The sequence below is a fragment of the Weissella paramesenteroides ATCC 33313 genome, assembly GCF_000160575.1.
In the GTDB taxonomy this organism is placed as follows: Bacteria; Bacillota; Bacilli; order Lactobacillales; family Lactobacillaceae; genus Weissella; species Weissella paramesenteroides.
In genome coordinates, this window is record NZ_GG697128.1 from 421,204 (window position 1) to 438,659 (window position 17,456).

Here is a 17,456-nt window from a genome sequence, read left to right on the forward strand (position 1 = left end):
AAATAAAGTCACTCTTAGTAGCCCTTGGTTAGATCCACCACATTCTCAATTAATGGCTCATGATTAAGATAAGCTGATAGATTGGTTGATAAAATGCGGAAAACATCCCCCGAGCGTCGTTCCGGATAAGTATGATTTGCCCAAGAAGTGTGTTGTGTCAAAATGAGATTACGTTGTTGCCAAAGCATCGAATCGGCAGGCACCGGTTCCACCTCCGTCACATCGAGTGCCGCATAACGAATTCGTCCTGACTGCAACGAAGCAATCAGTTCTTTTTCATCAACCGTACCACCTCGACCGACATTAACCAACAAAAAGAGTTCGCCCCAAATTTTATGATTTTGCGAATTAAAGTAATGATGGGTTGCTGGTGTATCAGGCAAGGTGTTGATAATGACTTGAATACCTTCTGGCCAGACAGACAATAAATCATTCAGCGCAAACACTTTGTCAAAACCAGGTACTTGTTTACCGGATGAGTTCACACCATAAATGGGCATACCATATGGTGATAAATAAGAGGCAATTTTTTGACCAATTTTACCTGTACCGAAAATGACTGTTGGTAACTCATCTAACGTATATTGATCTTCATATTCGTGCCAAAGATGTTGTTCCTGATAAACATGCAATCCTCGTGCAAAATGCATTAAATAACTCACCACGGTTTGGGCAATTTGTGGTGCTTTCACCCCACTGGCATTCGTCACCAAAATTTGTCGTTCCGCAAAGGCTGCTAATGGTAATAAATCAACCCCTGCTCCTTGATATTGGACCCAGCGAAGTTGATTATCTGATTCAGCCAAAATACGATTGCCGAGCTCTGGCGACCATCCATAACTAATGGTGACATTTTTTAATTGTTCGTATGTCACTAGTTCTGGGGTTACAATCTCAATGCCCTGATTAATCAAAATAGTTGATTCTTGTTCAGTCAATGGCTGAACAGCCAACAATAACTCTGTCATCTTTCAATCCCTCACTTCTCAAATTAATCACGAGTCAAAAACCACCTTCATGACGATACCCATGAAAGTGGTTTTAACACAGTTGCTCACTGTTTAACTGAATAATCATTCTTATTTGAATAACGATTCGTATTCGCCATATCCTTGCGCTGCCAAGTCAGCAACCGGAATAAATTTTAACGCAGCCGAGTTGATACAATAGCGTAACCCACCTGCTGCAATCGGTCCATCGGTAAACACATGCCCCAAATGTGAGTCGGCATCAGTTGACTTGACCTCTGTTCGATACATACCATGCGAGGTGTCGAGATGCCGCTTCACAGATTTTTTATCAATTGGCTTAGTAAATGACGGCCAACCACAACCAGCATCATATTTGTCTAAGGAGCTAAACAGTGGTTCACCGCTGACGATATCGACATAGATACCGTCTTCAAACCAATCATCATACTGATTATTGAACGGTGCTTCCGTTGCCGCTTCTTGTGTGACCGCATATTGCTCTGATGTTAATCGATCACGTAAATCTGTCTCATTAGGCTTTGCCATGGCTGGTGTCCTCCTTATCTGACCAATACTTGTGCTGATACTTTTTTCTCGGTATCATCATTAACATTTCACGTAATGGATTTTTCTTATAAAATTGTTGATGCTCTTCTTCAGCATCATAAAATGGTTTGGCATCTTCAATCGTTGTCACAATTGGTTGATCAAAACGACCTGATGCTGCTAACGCTTGTTTAGAAGCAGTCGCAATTTGGCGTTGGCCATCATCTTTCACAAAAATAACCGGGCGATAGGTATCACCACGATCAGCGAACTGTCCCATCGCATCAGTTGGATCGGCTAATTGCCAATAAAGTTCAACCAAAGATTCATATGAAACAATATCATCATCAAACCAAATTTTGACTGCTTCTGTGTGACCTGTCATGTGGGCAGCTACTTCATCGTAGGTTGGATTAGCAACTGTACCCCCTGTATAGCCTGAGCGAACTTTTTCAATACCTGGTAGATTTTCAAATGGTTCAACCATACACCAAAAACATCCACCGGCAAAAATAGCTGTTTGCATTGTCATTTATCATACCCCCTTAATTATAGGATACACCGTTAACCCCATTTTTTACTTTTCATCGTCTTTACTACTTGAACTTGATGACGACTTCTTCGCATCATCAGCTGCTTTTTGTGAAGCAGATGCTGCCGATGAGGCTTGTTTGTTCGCAGAATCTGCCGTTGCCTTCGCATCAGCAATTGCTTGAGAAGCTGAACTCTGGGCTGCCAGAGCTGAAGCTGTTGACTCACTCATTTGTTTCTGTAATGCCTTGAGTTCACTATCCTTTTTATCAACAGATTTTTGCAAGGATGAGGCCGATGCTTGATACTTACCAGTATCTTGCTTGGCTGTCACAAAACGTTGATTTGTTTTAGCGGCCTTTTTTAATAGGGCAACCCCACCATCGGTATCAATTGCCCGCTGATACAAACTTTGGGCTGATTGCCAATTTTGCTTTTTTATAGCTGCATCTGCCCGTTCTAAATCAGTTAATTGTTCACTAGCAGTTCGATTTTCAACCGAAACACGAACCTTACGTGATGCTTGATAATGCTTTCTAGCTGTCTCCCAATCTTGGACGGCAACTGCATCCCGGGCTTTATTTAATTCTCGCGAATAAGTTTGATCATCGCTAAACCACATCATGGCCGCGTAACCAGCAATAATGAGCACGACGAGCCCAAACACAGATAACATTATTCTTTTTCGACTCATGTTATACTCCTTCAATAAGTATTTGTTGCATTATATCATGATTTACAATTGACCAACAATTCATTCCGTTAACATTGCTTACAATTATTAAGTTACGGTTTCACGAAATCGTTATTTCCTGTAAAATGAAGCTTATCTTAGAAAACGGAGAAAAAATTATGGCAATTAAAAATTTCGATCAATTATTAAGTAAGTACGCTGATTTAATTACCAGTGTCGGTGTCAATGTTAAGCCAGGTCAGGATATCATTATCTATGCTGAAATCGACCAGGCTGAACTGGTTCACCGTATCATGGAGGCAGCTTATCAGTTAGGTGCTAACCAAGTAATCGTCGAATGGCAAGATACAATGCTAAAGCGTGAATTTTTGAAACATGCCAGTGAGGCAACCCTAACGAACATTCCAGCTTGGGTATCTGTACGTGCTGAATCTTTGATGGCTAATCAAACATCACGCATCTCAATTGTATCTAGTGATCCTGATGGGTTCAGTGATGTGCCTAGCGATCGTGTTTCATTGTATGAACAAGCCTATCAAAAAGCCAATGTTGCCGTTCGTCAAGCAACCATGAATAATGATGTCGCTTGGTTAGTTGTTTCAGCAGCTGGTAAGGAATGGTCACAAAAAGTCTTTCCAGATGCAACATCTGATGAAGCGCAAGACAAACTCTGGCAAGAAATCTTTAAAATCAACCGCATCGCCTTAGATAATGATGTGATTGCTGACTGGCAACAACATATTAATACACTAAATGAAAAGGCAGCCTGGTTAAATGAGCAAAATTTCAAAGCTTTGCAATATCATTCAGCAAAAACCGACTTAACCATTGGCTTAGCGGAAGATCATGTCTGGGAAGCCGCTGAATCGTTCAACAAAGCTGGTAACCGTTTTGTTCCAAACATGCCGACTGAAGAAGTCTTTACATCACCCGACTACCGCCATATTGATGGCACGGTGCAATCAACCAAGCCATTATCATATGCGGGCGTCTTAATTACAGACATCAAGCTGACATTCGCTGATGGTCAGGTAGTTGCTGCTGAAGCAACCTCTGGTCAGGATGTTTTACAACAATTGATTCAAACTGATGCAGGCGCTGCCTCACTTGGCGAAGTATCACTCGTACCCGATAATTCACCGATTTCTAACTCAGACATTGTTTTCTATACGACTTTAATTGATGAAAATGCTTCTGACCACTTAGCACTTGGCGCTGCCTACCCTTCAAATATTAAAAACGGTACGCAACTGTCAGTTCCTGAGCGACAAGCGAAAGGTCAAAATGATTCAATCGTGCACGTTGATTTCATGATTGGCTCTGCTGACATGACAATTGACGGCGTCACCCAAGACGGTCAACTTGTACCAGTTTTCCGTCAAGGAAACTGGGCATAAACGTCATATGACTAAAAAACGAGATTTGGATGTTAAAGTCCAAATCTCGTTTTATTTTTCACTAATCAGAAATACCAACAATAACATTACCAACTTGGGCAAAACCAAAGTGGGTTGAGCTTGCACGCATCTCCCAGTCGCGATGACCAGTTCCTGATGCCGTCGTCATGTTCGTTTCATTATACCAAGCGTTAACAACTGATGAACCGGCACCAAAACCAATTGAAATAACTTCATTGGCATTGCTCCAGTGTTCACTAGGAATTGAACCACCATTGTTAGCAATTTGTTGTGCGCGTGCTTGGGCTTGAGCAGCCAAATCAGATGACCATTCAGTTGTCATACCACTACGCAAAGATTTCAATGCATTCAAAGTTGCATTATCAACATTACCAGCTGTTGATGAAGTAGCCGTTGTCGCAGTTTGTGATGATTGTTGGTTAGCCGTTACTTGACTGGCAGCGTTTGCCTGTGATGAGGCAACTGCAGCAGCACTAGCAGCTGCTACTGATGATGATACGGAAGCAGCAGATTGCGCAGCCGCACTTGATTGTGCTGCAGCAGCAAGCGCTTGTGATTCTGCAGCTTTAGCAGCAGCTTCACTAGCAGCAGTTGCATGAGACTCTGCAGCTGCCATTGAAGCAACGGCAGCTTGTGATGAAGCAACGCTGGCAGCAACTGAGGCAGCATACGCTTCAGACGCTGCTTGTGATGAGGCAGCTGCTTGACTTGCAGCCGCTTCAGATGCCGCTGCATCGTTTTCAGCAGATGTGGCTGAATCGCTTGCTGCTGGTGTATAAGCCGTTTGCGTTGGGGCAGCCGCAGATGCTGATGTTGCTGTGGCTGCAGTCGCACCATTAAATGATTGACCAGCAATAATTAAATCTGGGTTGACAATACCGTTGACAGATGCAAAATGAGCAACTGAATCATTGGTTGCCATAGCTAGTGCCCAAACAGTATCACCATTTTGAATTTGGTAATTATTAATCCCACCGTTTGCTGATACCTGTGCTGCAACTTGATCAACAGGGTTAGCTTGCCATACATCTGCAGAAGCAGACTCATTAGCAGCGACGAAGGCAACACCTGCTGCAGTAGTTGCTACTGCAACTGATACCCATTGCTTACCTGCCTTATACATTTTCTTGTGTGACTTGATTTCCATTGAAGAAGTTTCCCCTTAATCCGTTACGCTTTTATGCGCATTTAATTTCCGTTTAATTTACAACGTTTCTTAATAATAACAGAACTTCTTAACAAATTCATTACAAATTAAAGGTAAATTTTGAAATTTCTTAATAAATTCGGGCAATTACTTAAGATTTACTGGGAAACTAGCTGGCAACGGGGCACCAATCGATTTTATTTCACTTGAAAATGGCATTGGTAATTGCACACTAGCAGAATGTAATAATAATCCGTCTGCATACGCCGATTGTTGATTATACAAATCATCCCCCACCAACGGATGACCAATTGCGGCCATGTGAAGACGGATTTGATGCGTGCGCCCTGTCTCTAACTGCAAACGTACTAACGTTTGCTGATAGACTGATTTAATCTTTGTCCAGTGTGTGATGGCTGGCTTTGCATTGGCACCGTCGATCTGTCGCAACCGAGAATTAGTGGGATGATCTCCAATGGCTAACGTAATCGCCCCCGTCGAATCTGTTAAATGCCCATCAACCCATGCTAAATAAGTGCGTTTGATTGTTTTATCATGTAGCATCTGATTCAGGATTGGCACAACATAAGGTACCTTCGCAATGATGAGCGCGCCAGTCGTTTGCCCGTCTAAGCGATGAACCATGTAAGCCCGTTTATCTTGTTTCATTAAATATGCTTGAGCAAAATTCATCATTGTGCCATTCTCACCTGGTGAATTAGGATGTGTTTTCACCCCTTTGCGTTTATTAACAACCATTAACTCATCATTTTCGTATAAGACTTGCAATGATTGCGAATCATCAGGAACATACTGTGAATCCGGTGTCATAAAGTCTTCGGGCAACCAATTCAAAGTCAGGACATCATATGGTTTTAGAATTGTTGAAGTCGGTTGATATTGACCATTAAGATAGATACGCCGTGCCATTCGAAAATTTCCCCGTACCCGCCGCGGAATGCGCCAATCTGTCAGTTGTTCTTTAATTGAAACTGCTGGCTGATCTGCTGGTAATTTTATTTTCTTTGTCCATCCTGCCATTGCGCTCACTCCATAAATATGTACCAAAATAAAAGAGTCTAGGAAATTTCCCAGACTCTTTTATTGTTTTAAAGTTGTCTAATATTACAACTTTGAAACGTTAGCAGCTTGCAAACCGCGGTCACCTTGTTGTACTTCGAATGATACAGCTTGACCTTCTTCTAATGACTTGAAGCCATCAGTTTGGATTGCTGAGAAGTGTACGAATACATCGTCACCTGACTCGCGTGAAATAAATCCGTAACCCTTGTCTGCGTTAAACCACTTTACTGTTCCTTGTTCCATGTCTGAAACCTCCTGGCATCTTGCCATAAAAATTAATAATCCAAAACGAAGATGCCCTTATTTCTTAGAAACATAAAACAAAATCTTTCAAACTATGTTTTAAGTATAACACGTGTCCGTACTGAATGATACAAACATTTTAATTGATAGCTAAATTATTATCAAATGTTTGTCTATTATACCAGTCATACCAAGCAATAAAATTAATAATAAAAAAACATTTACTAAGCAGTAATCGCTTAATAAATGTTTTCCATAATTACTTTAACATTTGTTTCATAGCACTTGCTGTCATTTCAGCAGTTGCTTCTTTAGAGTAATTTGCAATGTCGTTTGCACTAGCCTTAGGGTTCGCCTTAATGTAGGCAGCGACCTTGGCTTGAGCGGCATCACGCATCTGCTTTTGTTGCGCAGCTGCCGCCGCTTTGTTTTGACTAGCAGCCTTTTGCTTTGCTGTCACTTGTTTTGCTTGCTGTGCACTCAAAACGACCCAAGTCTTCTTAGGTACTGTAACAGTCGTGGTTTGCTTTGCTAACGAGTGTCCCTCACCACCAAATTCTAGCAACCACTTAAAGAAATCGTTTTTCCATTCCCAACGTGTTGTAACTGTCTTAACAGTCGCTTTTTTAACATCAGCAGTCCTATAAGTTGCCCGCTTATGGATCGCTTCTGTTATTTTCTTCTTATTAGGAACAAAATGTGCTTTGGCTTTGCTATCTTCACGATCGGCATAAATCATTACATAATTATCAGCCTTCGTACCCAAACGCTGTGTGATCAACATACCCGCTGGTGACTTTGAACCACCGGCTGAGTAAATTGTTTTTTCTGTTGATGTGGTAACTTTCTTCATACCATAGTGGGAATTCATATTGACTGTCAATAACAAGACAGCTGCTGCAAGTAACACAAATGAAATCAGACCTGCCACAATTCTAGTTGATAACTTTTCAATATTAATCCATGACACATAAGTCAGGATAGCTAGTATTACTATAACAATAATAATCATCGTGTCTAGTCCTCCTTTTCATTTTTAATTGCAACATGATTAGTTGTGCCATATGCTTCAACACGACCACTGCGCATGAATAATGACAAAATAATTCCAATGATTGAGAAAGCAAATCCAATGGCGAATGAGACATGGAATCCCTTCATTGATGCATTCAAAATATCTGATCCGTATTGTAGTGGATTAGCAGCCTGCAATGCCTTACTTGGTTCATTATTGTTCATAATGTTTTGGGTAACTGATGTCAGAAGTGCCACAACAACTGATGAAGCCACTTGACGGGCTGTGTTGTTAGATGCCGTTGCATGGGCGGCTTCATTTGGTGGCAAAACCGACATTGACATTGTCATTAACGGCATCATTGCCATAACAACACCAAACATTCTCAAGGCATATAATGTCGTAATAAATGAACTAGGCGTTGATGTAGAAATAAATATAAATGGCAAAGTACCTAATGCCAAAATACTGAAGCCGACAATTGACAAACGCTTAGCGCCAATCCGATCGTATGCACGACCAGTAATTGGGGCCAAGATACCCATCATCAAAGCCCCTGGCAATAGTACCAACCCTGAATCCAAGGTCGTCATGCCATGAACATTTTGTAGATAAGTTGGCAACATCATCTCAACACCCATCATCGCCATCATTGTCATCATGACGGCAAGCGTTGTAATTGTGAATTGATGATTCTTAAAGACACTAACATCCATAAATGGTACTTTCATCTTCAATTGTCGCCAAATAAAGACGAGAATAACAATTAGTCCAATTGCAATTGGTGTCATCACTGACTTCACGTCTCCCCAACCATCTGTCGCAACGTTGGTGAATCCCCATAGGAAGACACCAAATCCAGCAATTGCCAAAACAAATGATAAAATATCCAATTTAATTTTCTTAGTCGGCAAAACATTTTTAACCAAGAAGAAAGACAGAATAAAAGCAATCACAATCACGATCAATGGCAAAATAAAGATCGTACGCCACGAATTAGAAATTGTTAAACCTAAGAATGAATGATCTTTTTCCAAAATCCATCCCGAAAGGCTAGGACCAATAGCTGGGGCTAATCCGATAACAATACCATTTAATCCCATAGCTGCCCCACGTTCTTCTGCTGGGAAGATATTGATCATGACCACTTGCATCAAAGGCATTGTGACACCAACCGCGATGGCCGTGATAATACGACCGGCTAAAAACATCCACCACATATTTGAATCTGCGGGAGTAAAGGCTGTCGTTGCCATTCCCAAGGTTAAAAGTGCATAAGCAATATTATAAAGTGTTTTTGATTTAATACGTGTTGATAAGAAAGCCGAAACAGGCATCATCACCCCATTCGCTAGTAGGAACCAGGTGGTTGCTTGTTGCGCTGTCGCAAATGAAATATCAAAATCTTTCATTAAGGTTGGAATAGCAGTTCCCAGTGATGTTTGCATTAACACACCAGCAAAAGTTCCAATTAATAATACGGCAACCATGGCAGAACGGTTAAATGGCTTACCATTCACATCGAAGGCCACGCTTTTATTTTGTGCCATTTGTTTTCCTCCATTTTTTATGTAATCACAATTTTTAATTGTAAAACTCGCAACCAATTTAATCAAGCTTTTTTGTTAAGTAATTTAACAAAGATTGTAGTCATGTTCACAATAAGTTAGGCAAGTACTAATATTAATTAATTGTTTTTTGACTTCCTAATGTAAGCATATAAATAATGAGACCCCTTACATAAATATAGTATTTATCACTATTCTACTTGTGATGAGTTCACAAATTTTTACCATAAAAAAAGATTGAGACACATGATGTGCTCAATCTTTTTCTGTTATTAATCATTAAGTGTTTTTTACCACCAACCGTGAGCTTGACGGAAAGCCGTTGCGTTCTGAACTGAACCGTAACGTGATGTTGCATAGTTAACCATACCTGCAGTTTGGCTAGCAACACTACCTGTTCCCCAACCTTCTTTGGTTTGACCAAGACCTTGGTAACCATTTGGTGAAACAGCATTAGGATTTCCACCAGATTCTGGCATAACAACTGAATCCCACAAAGCTTCAGTACCACCATTAGCTAAGAATTGTGCCTTAACTGAACCACCAGCAGCTGAGGCGCTTGCTGATGATGAAGAAGTTGATGCAACTGAAGTCGTTGCTGAGGCAGCTTGTTGTGTTGATGCTGTCGTTGTTGAAGTTGCAGCAGCTGATACGGCAGCTTCACTTGCAGCAGCCTTTTGAGCAGCAGCTTGTGATGCAGCAGCAGAGCTAGCAGCGGCAGCTGATGATGCGGCAGCAGCAGAACTTGCAGCAGCTGATGAGGCAGCTTGTGACATTGCTAATGATGCAGCATCGTTAGCAGCAGAATCAGAAGATGCATCCACGTCAGTTTCAGCAACACTTTGTGAATCTGGCACTTCAATCTTTTGATCAACGAAGATCATGTTGGCATCTTTCAAGTTGTTTGACTTTACCAAGTCATCAACTGTCATGTTAAATTTATTGGCAACTTCTGATAACGTATCGCCTTCTTTAACTGTATAAGTTGAGGCAGCGTTTACGATAGACGTACCAGCAACGAAGACTGATGCAACACCGGCGACTGCTAAGGCTGTTTGTTTCACTTTACTCATAAAAATTAATAACACTCCTACTGGATAAGTTTGAATTCTATATTTAATACCTGTGACTACTCAGGTTGATTACTTGGGCATTACCCAACGACAATTAATAGTTTACCAATTTCAGTGTTTGGCAAATTACATTAACATTACATGAATTTGAATTGTTCAATCAATATCGCTAATTTAAGAAACATTTTTGTAACATAAGCGTTTCTACCCCTATAAAACAGGCATTTATAAAGGAATTATTAAGATAGTTAACTAGATAAATAATTACTAAAATTATCCTTAAAATAAAAAAATAAAGACGTTGAACGTTGTTGTTCCCCGTCTTTATCGCTTTTTGTTACATAAACGTCACTTTGAAAAGTAACATTTCTAAAATTTTCGTAACCATATCGTGTCTATCTCATGATTGGCTTGCTTATGCAAAACTAAGTCAGCACGCTCACGAGTTGGCAAAATATATTCATTTAAGTTTGGTAAGTTGACTTGATGCCAGACATCAACCGCAGATGCCACAGCTTCTTCAACAGGTATTTTTGTGTACTCAGCAAAAAAGCTATTGTCATCTGGATTTTCTTTTGCGGCAGTCAGCAAAGCACGAAATCGTTCAACATACCATTGTTCAATCAAATCCGTTTTGGCATCAACGTAAATAGATAAATCGAAGAAGTCTGACACATACACTGGTGTATTAGCCCCACTTTGTAGTGTGTTGATACCCTCGATAATAAAAATATCCGGGTTATCAAATTCATCATATTCACCTGCTAGCACATCGGACATTTCATGAGAATACTTTGGTGAGCGAACTTTATTCTTTCCTTCTTTCAAAGCATTCATAAAAGATAGCAACTCTACCATATTATAAGATTCTGGAAAGCCTTTACGATCAAAAATGCCAGCTGCCCTTAGCTTATCATTAGAAAGTAAAAAACCATCCGTCGTCGTTAAAGCGATCTCCTTTTCAGGGAACGCAGATTGCAACATATATTGTAATAATCGGGCGGTCGTTGACTTCCCAACAGCAACTGAACCCGCAATCCCAATAATAAACGGTCCCCGTGATGCTGGTCGCCCAAGAAAGGCTGCCCGCTCAGCAATGTCATGCCGATATTGGTCATACCGTAATTTAATATAGGTAACTAATGGTCCGTAAATATTAAATACATCCGCCATTACAATGCGATCATTATAAGCCTTAATGTTTTGTAATGTCTGCGGTGTCATATCAATTTTTTCTGGCACCACATACTGACTGGCTAATTTTTGCCAATCCTCTCTATTAAAAACAGCAAAATTTAACGGTGCTGTCGCCATGCCCCTCTACCTCATCTCGTATAAGTTATCAGCCACATTTGCTAACAGTGGCGTCAATTCTTGAACGGCAAATATCGTTAGTTGATGCATTGCACGAGATGCAATGGTGTAAACAAGTTGTCGTTCATCATCTCCATGATACACCTTTGTAGCAGCATCCCACATAATAACCGCATCAAATTCCAATCCCTTTGCTAAGTAAGCTGGCACAATAATTGTACCAGGGACTAATCGCTGGTTTTCTGTTCGGATAATGGTAACATCCGCCTGATCACGTAATGCAGCATAAGCGACTTCCGCTTCAGCCAAAGTTTTCGTAATGATGGCGGTTGTCTCAGCTGCCGCTTGATTGCTGGCTAATTGTTGGACGATACCAGTGACCATCGCCTCTGTCGTTGGCACTACGGAGATAGTTGGCAAAGCACCCTTCCGTTCAAACGCATCAATTTGGGCACCTTGGATCAAGATATCTTTTGAGAAATCGGTGATTTGCTGTGTTGAACGATAGGTTTGCGTTAGCTCAATATACTCTGACTTTTCAGGATCAAACAACTGTGATAATTCATCTTGCAAACTCACTGCGTTTTCTTTCGTAAAAATTGCCTGATTTAAATCACCTAACATGGTAAACCGTGCCTTTGGGAAACTAAACTTCAAGAAAGCCAGTTGGAACGGTGTATAGTCTTGGATTTCATCAATAAATACAAAACGAATATCACGTTCGCCACGACTACCCTTGATTAAATCGAACAACATCATATATGGTGTCATATCTGACATTGGTAAAATACCTTGACGCATTTGTTCAATCGTATGTTTGACACCCGCTTGCCATTCAGCATCACTGATACCATAATCAGCCAAATTTATTAACTGTGGTACTGTTTTTAAGAAGTGAACAAATTGTTCATTGATATTAATAAAGTGGTTACGATTTACGCCACGAATAACCGGCGTAAAGGCGCGCATCACTAATTGTTTTGCAATGAACTTGTACTCTGCTTCGTCTGAATCAAACTCACGTGGATTATCACGTAGCATCGTATCGTACTGTTCCTTACTCAAATTTTGCACTTCATTTTCTACCCAATCAGCGTGAACCTCATTCCCTGATTTTCCTTGCAAAATCTTCATCAACTGTTCTTTTGTTGCATGCAGACGGTTTCCAAGTTGATAGTTATCATTAAATGAATAGTAGATATCCGCAATTTTATCTTTGCTAATTATTTCATGGCCCCGGAATTTAACACTGCGCAATTTGATATTGGCGTGATTTAATGACTGCGCATACTTTTGCATCGCTTTAAAGTACACACTCGTCCCCTTTAAATCAATCACCTTCTTTGCAGCACCCGTTGGCTGTGATTCGAATCGTTCTTGTAACGTTTCTAATTGTAACTTAGGTAAACGGCGTGATGCATATTGATAAAATGTCATCTGAACCATATTCTGTTCACCTAGTTCTGGTAACACTTGATCAATATAATCATTAAATAATTGATTTGGTGAGAATAGCACGACCTGCCCCGAGGTTAGATGACCACGGTAACGATATAGTAAATAAGCAACTCGTTGCAAAACAGCTGATGTTTTACCAGAACCTGCGGCTCCTTGTACAAATAATAAATCAGCCGCTGTATTACGGATAATCTTATTTTGTTCTTTTTGAATCGTTGTCACAATCGACTTCATCTTTGTCGTTGACTCACCAGATACGGCGTTGAGCAACATTTGATCGCCAACTGCTTCGTCAGTATCAAAGATTGTCACAATTTTGCCGTCTTCAATCTGAAATTGACGCTTCAAAGAAACCTCGGCATCTTGTTTACCATCTGGGGTTTCATAAGTGACTTTACCTAACCCACCATCATAGTAGATTGAAGAAATTGGGGCACGCCAATCGTAAATCAAAAAATTATCTGGGCCATCTGAAAATGATGCTAAGCCAATATAAATTTGATCAACTTTTTCGGTCCCTTTTTCTTGAACATCAATGCGGGCAAAATAAGGACGTTCTGTTAAACGATCCAATACCACAGCTTGATGTTCTGCTGAGTTCATCGCCAACTCACGTTCTTGCAACATTTGTTGTTGTTGACGAACAGACATTGCGGTCTCAAATAAGCTACTATATGTTGATGATTTAAACCGAACGTCTTTCCAGCCCGATTCTACGTCAGCTTTCTTTTCAACTGCGCTGGCTTGTTGCATTTTATTTTTTGCCTTAGCATCCTGGATTTTTTCCAATACAGTATCTAGGCGTTTTTGTTCTGAGTCGTACGGCGTCATGTTACGTTCCCCCGATAAAAATTAGTGCTTCTATGTTACACCACTTTGAGCTGTTTAGCCAGTTATTTTTCACAGACAAAAACCAGGACAAGCATTTTGCCCCAGTTTTCGTCTACTAATTATAAATTAATTATCTTCAATATCCAATGGTATTTCATCAGTAGCTTCATCTTGGGCAGCCTCCGGTGCATCAGCTGAACCGTCATGACTACCAATGTAAGCCATCCGAACCTGATCATAAATCTCATCGTAGATTGCTTTGTGTTCTGGTTCCTCTAACCAGCGAATAACATTGACCTTTCCTTGACCAATCTTTTCACCCTTGTAAGAGAACCATGAACCTGCTTTAATGATGATTTCTTTATCAGCAGCTAAATCAATCATTTCACCAGTCTTTGAAATTCCCTTTCCGAAGAGGATTTCAACTTCAACTTCACGGAATGGTGCAGCAACCTTATTCTTAACAACCTTAATACGGGTCAAGTTACCAACAGATTTGATATTATCACCATCTGCCTTTGTGGCATCAATGCCACCTTTACGGCGAACATCCAAACGTACTGATGAATAGAACTTCAAAGCACGTCCACCAGGTGTTGTCTCAGGGTTACCAAACATCACACCAATCTTTTCACGTAATTGATTGATAAAGATTGCTGTTGTTCCTGTCTTTAAAATTGCCCCCGACATTTTACGCAAGGCTTGTGACATCATACGTGCTTGCAAACCAACTGATGAATCACCAATTTCACCATCAATTTCTGCCTTTGGTGTCAAAGCAGCGACAGAATCGATAACTACCATATCAATAGCACCAGAAGCAATCAAGGCATCAGCAATAGCTAATCCCTGCTCACCAGTATCTGGCTGTGACAATAATAGTTCATCAACATCAACACCTAATGCTTTAGCATATTCAACATCCATGGCATTTTCGGCATCAATATAGGCAACAATACCACCATTTTTTTGAGCTTCCGCAACGGCATGTAAAGCTAAGGTCGTCTTTCCAGATGATTCAGGTCCGTATATTTCAATGACACGTCCCTTTGGATAACCACCAATTCCTAGCGCAACGTCTAGCTTCAATGAACCTGTTGGCGTCGATTCAACCTTGGTAAACCGGCTGTCCCCAAGCTTCATAACAGATCCCTTACCGAAAGACTTTTCGATCTTCTTCAAAGCGTCGTTCAATGCTGTTTGACGTTCTTTTGGATCAGTAATTTTACCTTCTAGTTTTTTGTTTGGATTAATATTCTTTCCTGTAGCCATAATATTTGGGCCTCCACTCATTAACTTTAACTTAACGCAGTTCTAGTGTAACCTAATCAACACTTTTTTTCAACACATCTGACAAAATTAAGATTCTTCCGACAATAAAACTGCTAACCAATCAAACCCCGCTGCAACACTTGCTTCACGAACAGCTTGTCGATCACCTTGAAACTGATATCGCTGGGCCAATGTTTTGCCTGATGGGGTGGCAACACCAATATAAACCGTTCCTGCTGGATGACCTTCTAAAGCATCAGGACCAGCAACACCAGTGAAACTAATCGCCCAATCAGTTGCTAATTTTTCTTGGGCCCCACGAGCCATTGCCCGTGCTACTTGATCAGATACAACACCATATGTCGTAATTAATTCTGCTGGTACACCCACTAATTTCGTTTTTGCTGCCGCTGCATAGGTGACAAAGGCGCCAGGTAACACCGCTGATATTCCACTAACTTCTGCTAAGGTTGCCACAAACAATCCAGCTGTTAAAGATTCAGCCGATGTAATCGTTTGATGACGGGCAATTAAACTTTGACCAACCTGCTGTTGTTGCATGACGATTCTCCTTCCTTATTAATAAAGAGGCAAACTATTGTATAAGTGTTTTTTATTTTAAAAGGCTGACACAAAAGAAAATGTGCCAGCCTTTTTGTGTTAAAGATTTATTGATTATAAGCCTTTAATTTTGGAACGCTCTCTACTTAAACCCATCAGAGAACACATCACGATTCTTGTAGAAGTAATCAATTCCTGAGTAAATCGTTGCAATTAATGCAATCCACATCATAATCATCGCAAATGGTACATTGATCATGGCAAAGAAAATATCATGTAGTAGGAAGAAAGAAATTGACACCATTTGTGAAGCTGTCTTAATCTTTCCAGGCATAGCGGCTGCCAATACCTTACCGTTATTTTCCACAATCAATGTACGCAAACCAGTAATGGCTAATTCACGGATAACAATAATTGCGACCATCCAACCTGGTACCCAGTCAAATTGAACAAAGTAAATCAAAGCGGTCATAACTAACAACTTATCAGCTAGTGGATCCGCAAATTTACCAAAGTTTGTCACCAGGTGGTGTTTACGGGCGATTTTACCATCTGCAAGATCAGTTAACGAAGCCCCAATAAATATAATTGCGGCAACTAAGTGCGTGACTGGTAGTGTTGCACCACCAACTGCCAAAGTTCCCCAATCTGGTGAAAGAGACAATACTAACATAAACACTGGAATCAAAATCATACGAAACACAGTTAGTTTATTAGGTAAATTCATTTTTTATCTGCTCCTACATTCTTATCGTGTAAAGGTCATACCCAAGTGCCAAACACTTGCATTACTTGACTGTAAATCAACTGCTTTATTATTTAGTGACACCTTAGTTGCCAAGGCATTTCCAATTGAAACTGATACACCAGTAGCTGTTGTTGGAATATCAACTTCTTGTGTCTTACCATCTGCCACTGTACCATTCCATAATACAGTACCCGCTGCATCACTAACTTGCATCCATGAAGAACCATTCTCAGCCTTCAATTGCATCTTCATTGTCTTGTTAGGAGCTTTCACTGAGTTATAAGTAACGGTCGTACCACTAACTGTACCTTGTCCTAAGTCAACTTTATCAGCCTTGGCTGTTTTCTTTTCAGAAGATGACTTTGATGATGCCTTGCTTGAGCTACTTGCCGATGACGACTTTGACTCACTTGAAGCAGTCGTTGATGTCGCAGACTTCTTTGAAGAGGCTTTTTTGCTAGCCACTTGCGATGTGGTCACTGATACCGTTGATTGGTTCTTTGATTCTTGCTTGGCTGAACCAGCAAATGATGAGACCACTACCCAAATAATCGCGATAATTGCAACGATGACGACACCAATAATAATTTTAGGCATCATACTACGTGTCTTATCAGCAACTGTTTCTTCAGTTTGGTGCATCCCTGCACGGGTCACATTATCAGCATCGACACGAGCCGCACTTAAATCAGGCGCAACTGTTTCGGTGTCTTCATTTTCATATTTTTGCATGAAGGCAACGGCATCTAGGCCAACTGCAGTTGCATATTGACGTACAAACGCACGTTCATAAAAAGCACCTGGTAATTGATCAAATTGGCCACTTTCAATCGCCGCTAAGTAGCGTTTTTGAATTTTCGTTGATTGTTGAATATCATCAAGTGATAGACCCTTATCAAGTCGAGCTTGTTGGAGCTCTTGTCCGATGGCGCTATTGCGTTCCTCATTCATAAATCTCTCATCCTAACTTTTAAAATTTAGCA

General features: G+C 40.6%; 17 protein-coding genes. 1 reads left to right on the plus strand and 16 read right to left on the minus strand.

Going from position 1 to position 17,456, the window contains the following annotated elements; all coding sequences use genetic code 11:
* Positions 1-14 precede the first annotated feature (14 nt).
* From HMPREF0877_RS01935 to HMPREF0877_RS01950, 4 genes are all read right to left on the minus strand, one after another.
* Complete coding sequence (locus tag HMPREF0877_RS01935; protein WP_002827485.1) at positions 15-968, minus strand: NAD(P)-dependent oxidoreductase; 954 nt, start codon at positions 966-968, stop codon at positions 15-17.
* 111 nt (positions 969-1,079) lie between these two features.
* Complete coding sequence (msrB, locus tag HMPREF0877_RS01940; RefSeq protein ID WP_002827486.1) at positions 1,080-1,517, minus strand: peptide-methionine (R)-S-oxide reductase MsrB; 438 nt, start codon at positions 1,515-1,517, stop codon at positions 1,080-1,082.
* Positions 1,504-2,049 carry a peptide-methionine (S)-S-oxide reductase MsrA gene (gene msrA, locus HMPREF0877_RS01945; protein ID WP_002827487.1) on the minus strand — a complete coding sequence of 182 codons (546 nt, stop codon included), beginning with the start codon at positions 2,047-2,049 and terminating at the stop codon, positions 1,504-1,506. The genes msrB and msrA overlap by 14 nt, the downstream gene beginning before the upstream one ends.
* Positions 2,050-2,094: 45 nt before the next feature.
* On the minus strand, positions 2,095-2,742 hold the full coding sequence (locus HMPREF0877_RS01950; RefSeq protein ID WP_002827488.1) for a hypothetical protein: 648 nt from the start codon (positions 2,740-2,742) through the stop codon (positions 2,095-2,097).
* Positions 2,743-2,900: 158 nt separating this feature from the next.
* Between HMPREF0877_RS01950 and HMPREF0877_RS01955 the strand changes: the two genes are divergently transcribed.
* Positions 2,901-4,139, plus strand: coding sequence for an aminopeptidase (locus tag HMPREF0877_RS01955; protein WP_040760277.1), 1,239 nt, complete (start codon positions 2,901-2,903; stop codon positions 4,137-4,139).
* 61 nt (positions 4,140-4,200) lie between these two features.
* On the opposite strand, the gene HMPREF0877_RS09805 is transcribed toward HMPREF0877_RS01955, so the two are convergent.
* From HMPREF0877_RS09805 to HMPREF0877_RS02015, 12 genes are all read right to left on the minus strand, one after another.
* Positions 4,201-5,307, minus strand: coding sequence for a CAP domain-containing protein (locus HMPREF0877_RS09805; protein WP_002827490.1), 1,107 nt, complete (start codon positions 5,305-5,307; stop codon positions 4,201-4,203).
* A gap of 147 nt (positions 5,308-5,454) precedes the next feature.
* Positions 5,455-6,348 (minus strand): RluA family pseudouridine synthase, encoded by an 894-nt coding sequence (locus tag HMPREF0877_RS01965; RefSeq protein WP_002827491.1) that lies wholly within the window; start codon positions 6,346-6,348, stop codon positions 5,455-5,457.
* 84 nt (positions 6,349-6,432) lie between these two features.
* Positions 6,433-6,633, minus strand: a complete 201-nt coding sequence (locus HMPREF0877_RS01970; protein ID WP_040760279.1) for a cold-shock protein — start codon at positions 6,631-6,633, stop codon at positions 6,433-6,435.
* Positions 6,634-6,892: 259 nt separating this feature from the next.
* On the minus strand, positions 6,893-7,645 hold the full coding sequence (locus HMPREF0877_RS01975) for a DUF4811 domain-containing protein (RefSeq protein ID WP_002827493.1): 753 nt from the start codon (positions 7,643-7,645) through the stop codon (positions 6,893-6,895).
* A 5-nt stretch (positions 7,646-7,650) separates the two neighbouring features.
* Positions 7,651-9,198 (minus strand): MDR family MFS transporter, encoded by a 1,548-nt coding sequence (locus tag HMPREF0877_RS01980; protein WP_040760281.1) that lies wholly within the window; start codon positions 9,196-9,198, stop codon positions 7,651-7,653.
* Positions 9,199-9,506: 308 nt separating this feature from the next.
* Positions 9,507-10,289 carry a LysM peptidoglycan-binding domain-containing protein gene (locus tag HMPREF0877_RS01985; RefSeq protein WP_002827495.1) on the minus strand — a complete coding sequence of 261 codons (783 nt, stop codon included), beginning with the start codon at positions 10,287-10,289 and terminating at the stop codon, positions 9,507-9,509.
* Positions 10,290-10,658: 369 nt separating this feature from the next.
* Complete coding sequence (gene coaA, locus HMPREF0877_RS01990; RefSeq protein ID WP_002827496.1) at positions 10,659-11,603, minus strand: type I pantothenate kinase; 945 nt, start codon at positions 11,601-11,603, stop codon at positions 10,659-10,661.
* Between the two features lie 6 nt (positions 11,604-11,609).
* The gene (gene helD, locus HMPREF0877_RS01995) at positions 11,610-13,892 is read right to left on the minus strand and encodes an RNA polymerase recycling motor HelD (protein ID WP_002827497.1); all 2,283 of its coding nucleotides are present in this window, start codon (positions 13,890-13,892) and stop codon (positions 11,610-11,612) included.
* A gap of 126 nt (positions 13,893-14,018) precedes the next feature.
* Positions 14,019-15,164, minus strand: coding sequence for a recombinase RecA (recA, locus tag HMPREF0877_RS02000; protein ID WP_040760284.1), 1,146 nt, complete (start codon positions 15,162-15,164; stop codon positions 14,019-14,021).
* A gap of 87 nt (positions 15,165-15,251) precedes the next feature.
* A complete protein-coding gene (locus tag HMPREF0877_RS02005; RefSeq protein WP_002827499.1) occupies positions 15,252-15,725 on the minus strand; it encodes a nicotinamide-nucleotide amidohydrolase family protein in 474 nt (157 codons plus the stop codon).
* Between the two features lie 142 nt (positions 15,726-15,867).
* Positions 15,868-16,452 (minus strand): CDP-diacylglycerol--glycerol-3-phosphate 3-phosphatidyltransferase, encoded by a 585-nt coding sequence (pgsA, locus tag HMPREF0877_RS02010; RefSeq protein ID WP_002827501.1) that lies wholly within the window; start codon positions 16,450-16,452, stop codon positions 15,868-15,870.
* Between the two features lie 21 nt (positions 16,453-16,473).
* Entirely contained in the window at positions 16,474-17,424 is a 951-nt protein-coding gene (locus tag HMPREF0877_RS02015; protein ID WP_002827503.1) for a helix-turn-helix domain-containing protein, read from the minus strand.
* Positions 17,425-17,456 lie beyond the last annotated feature (32 nt).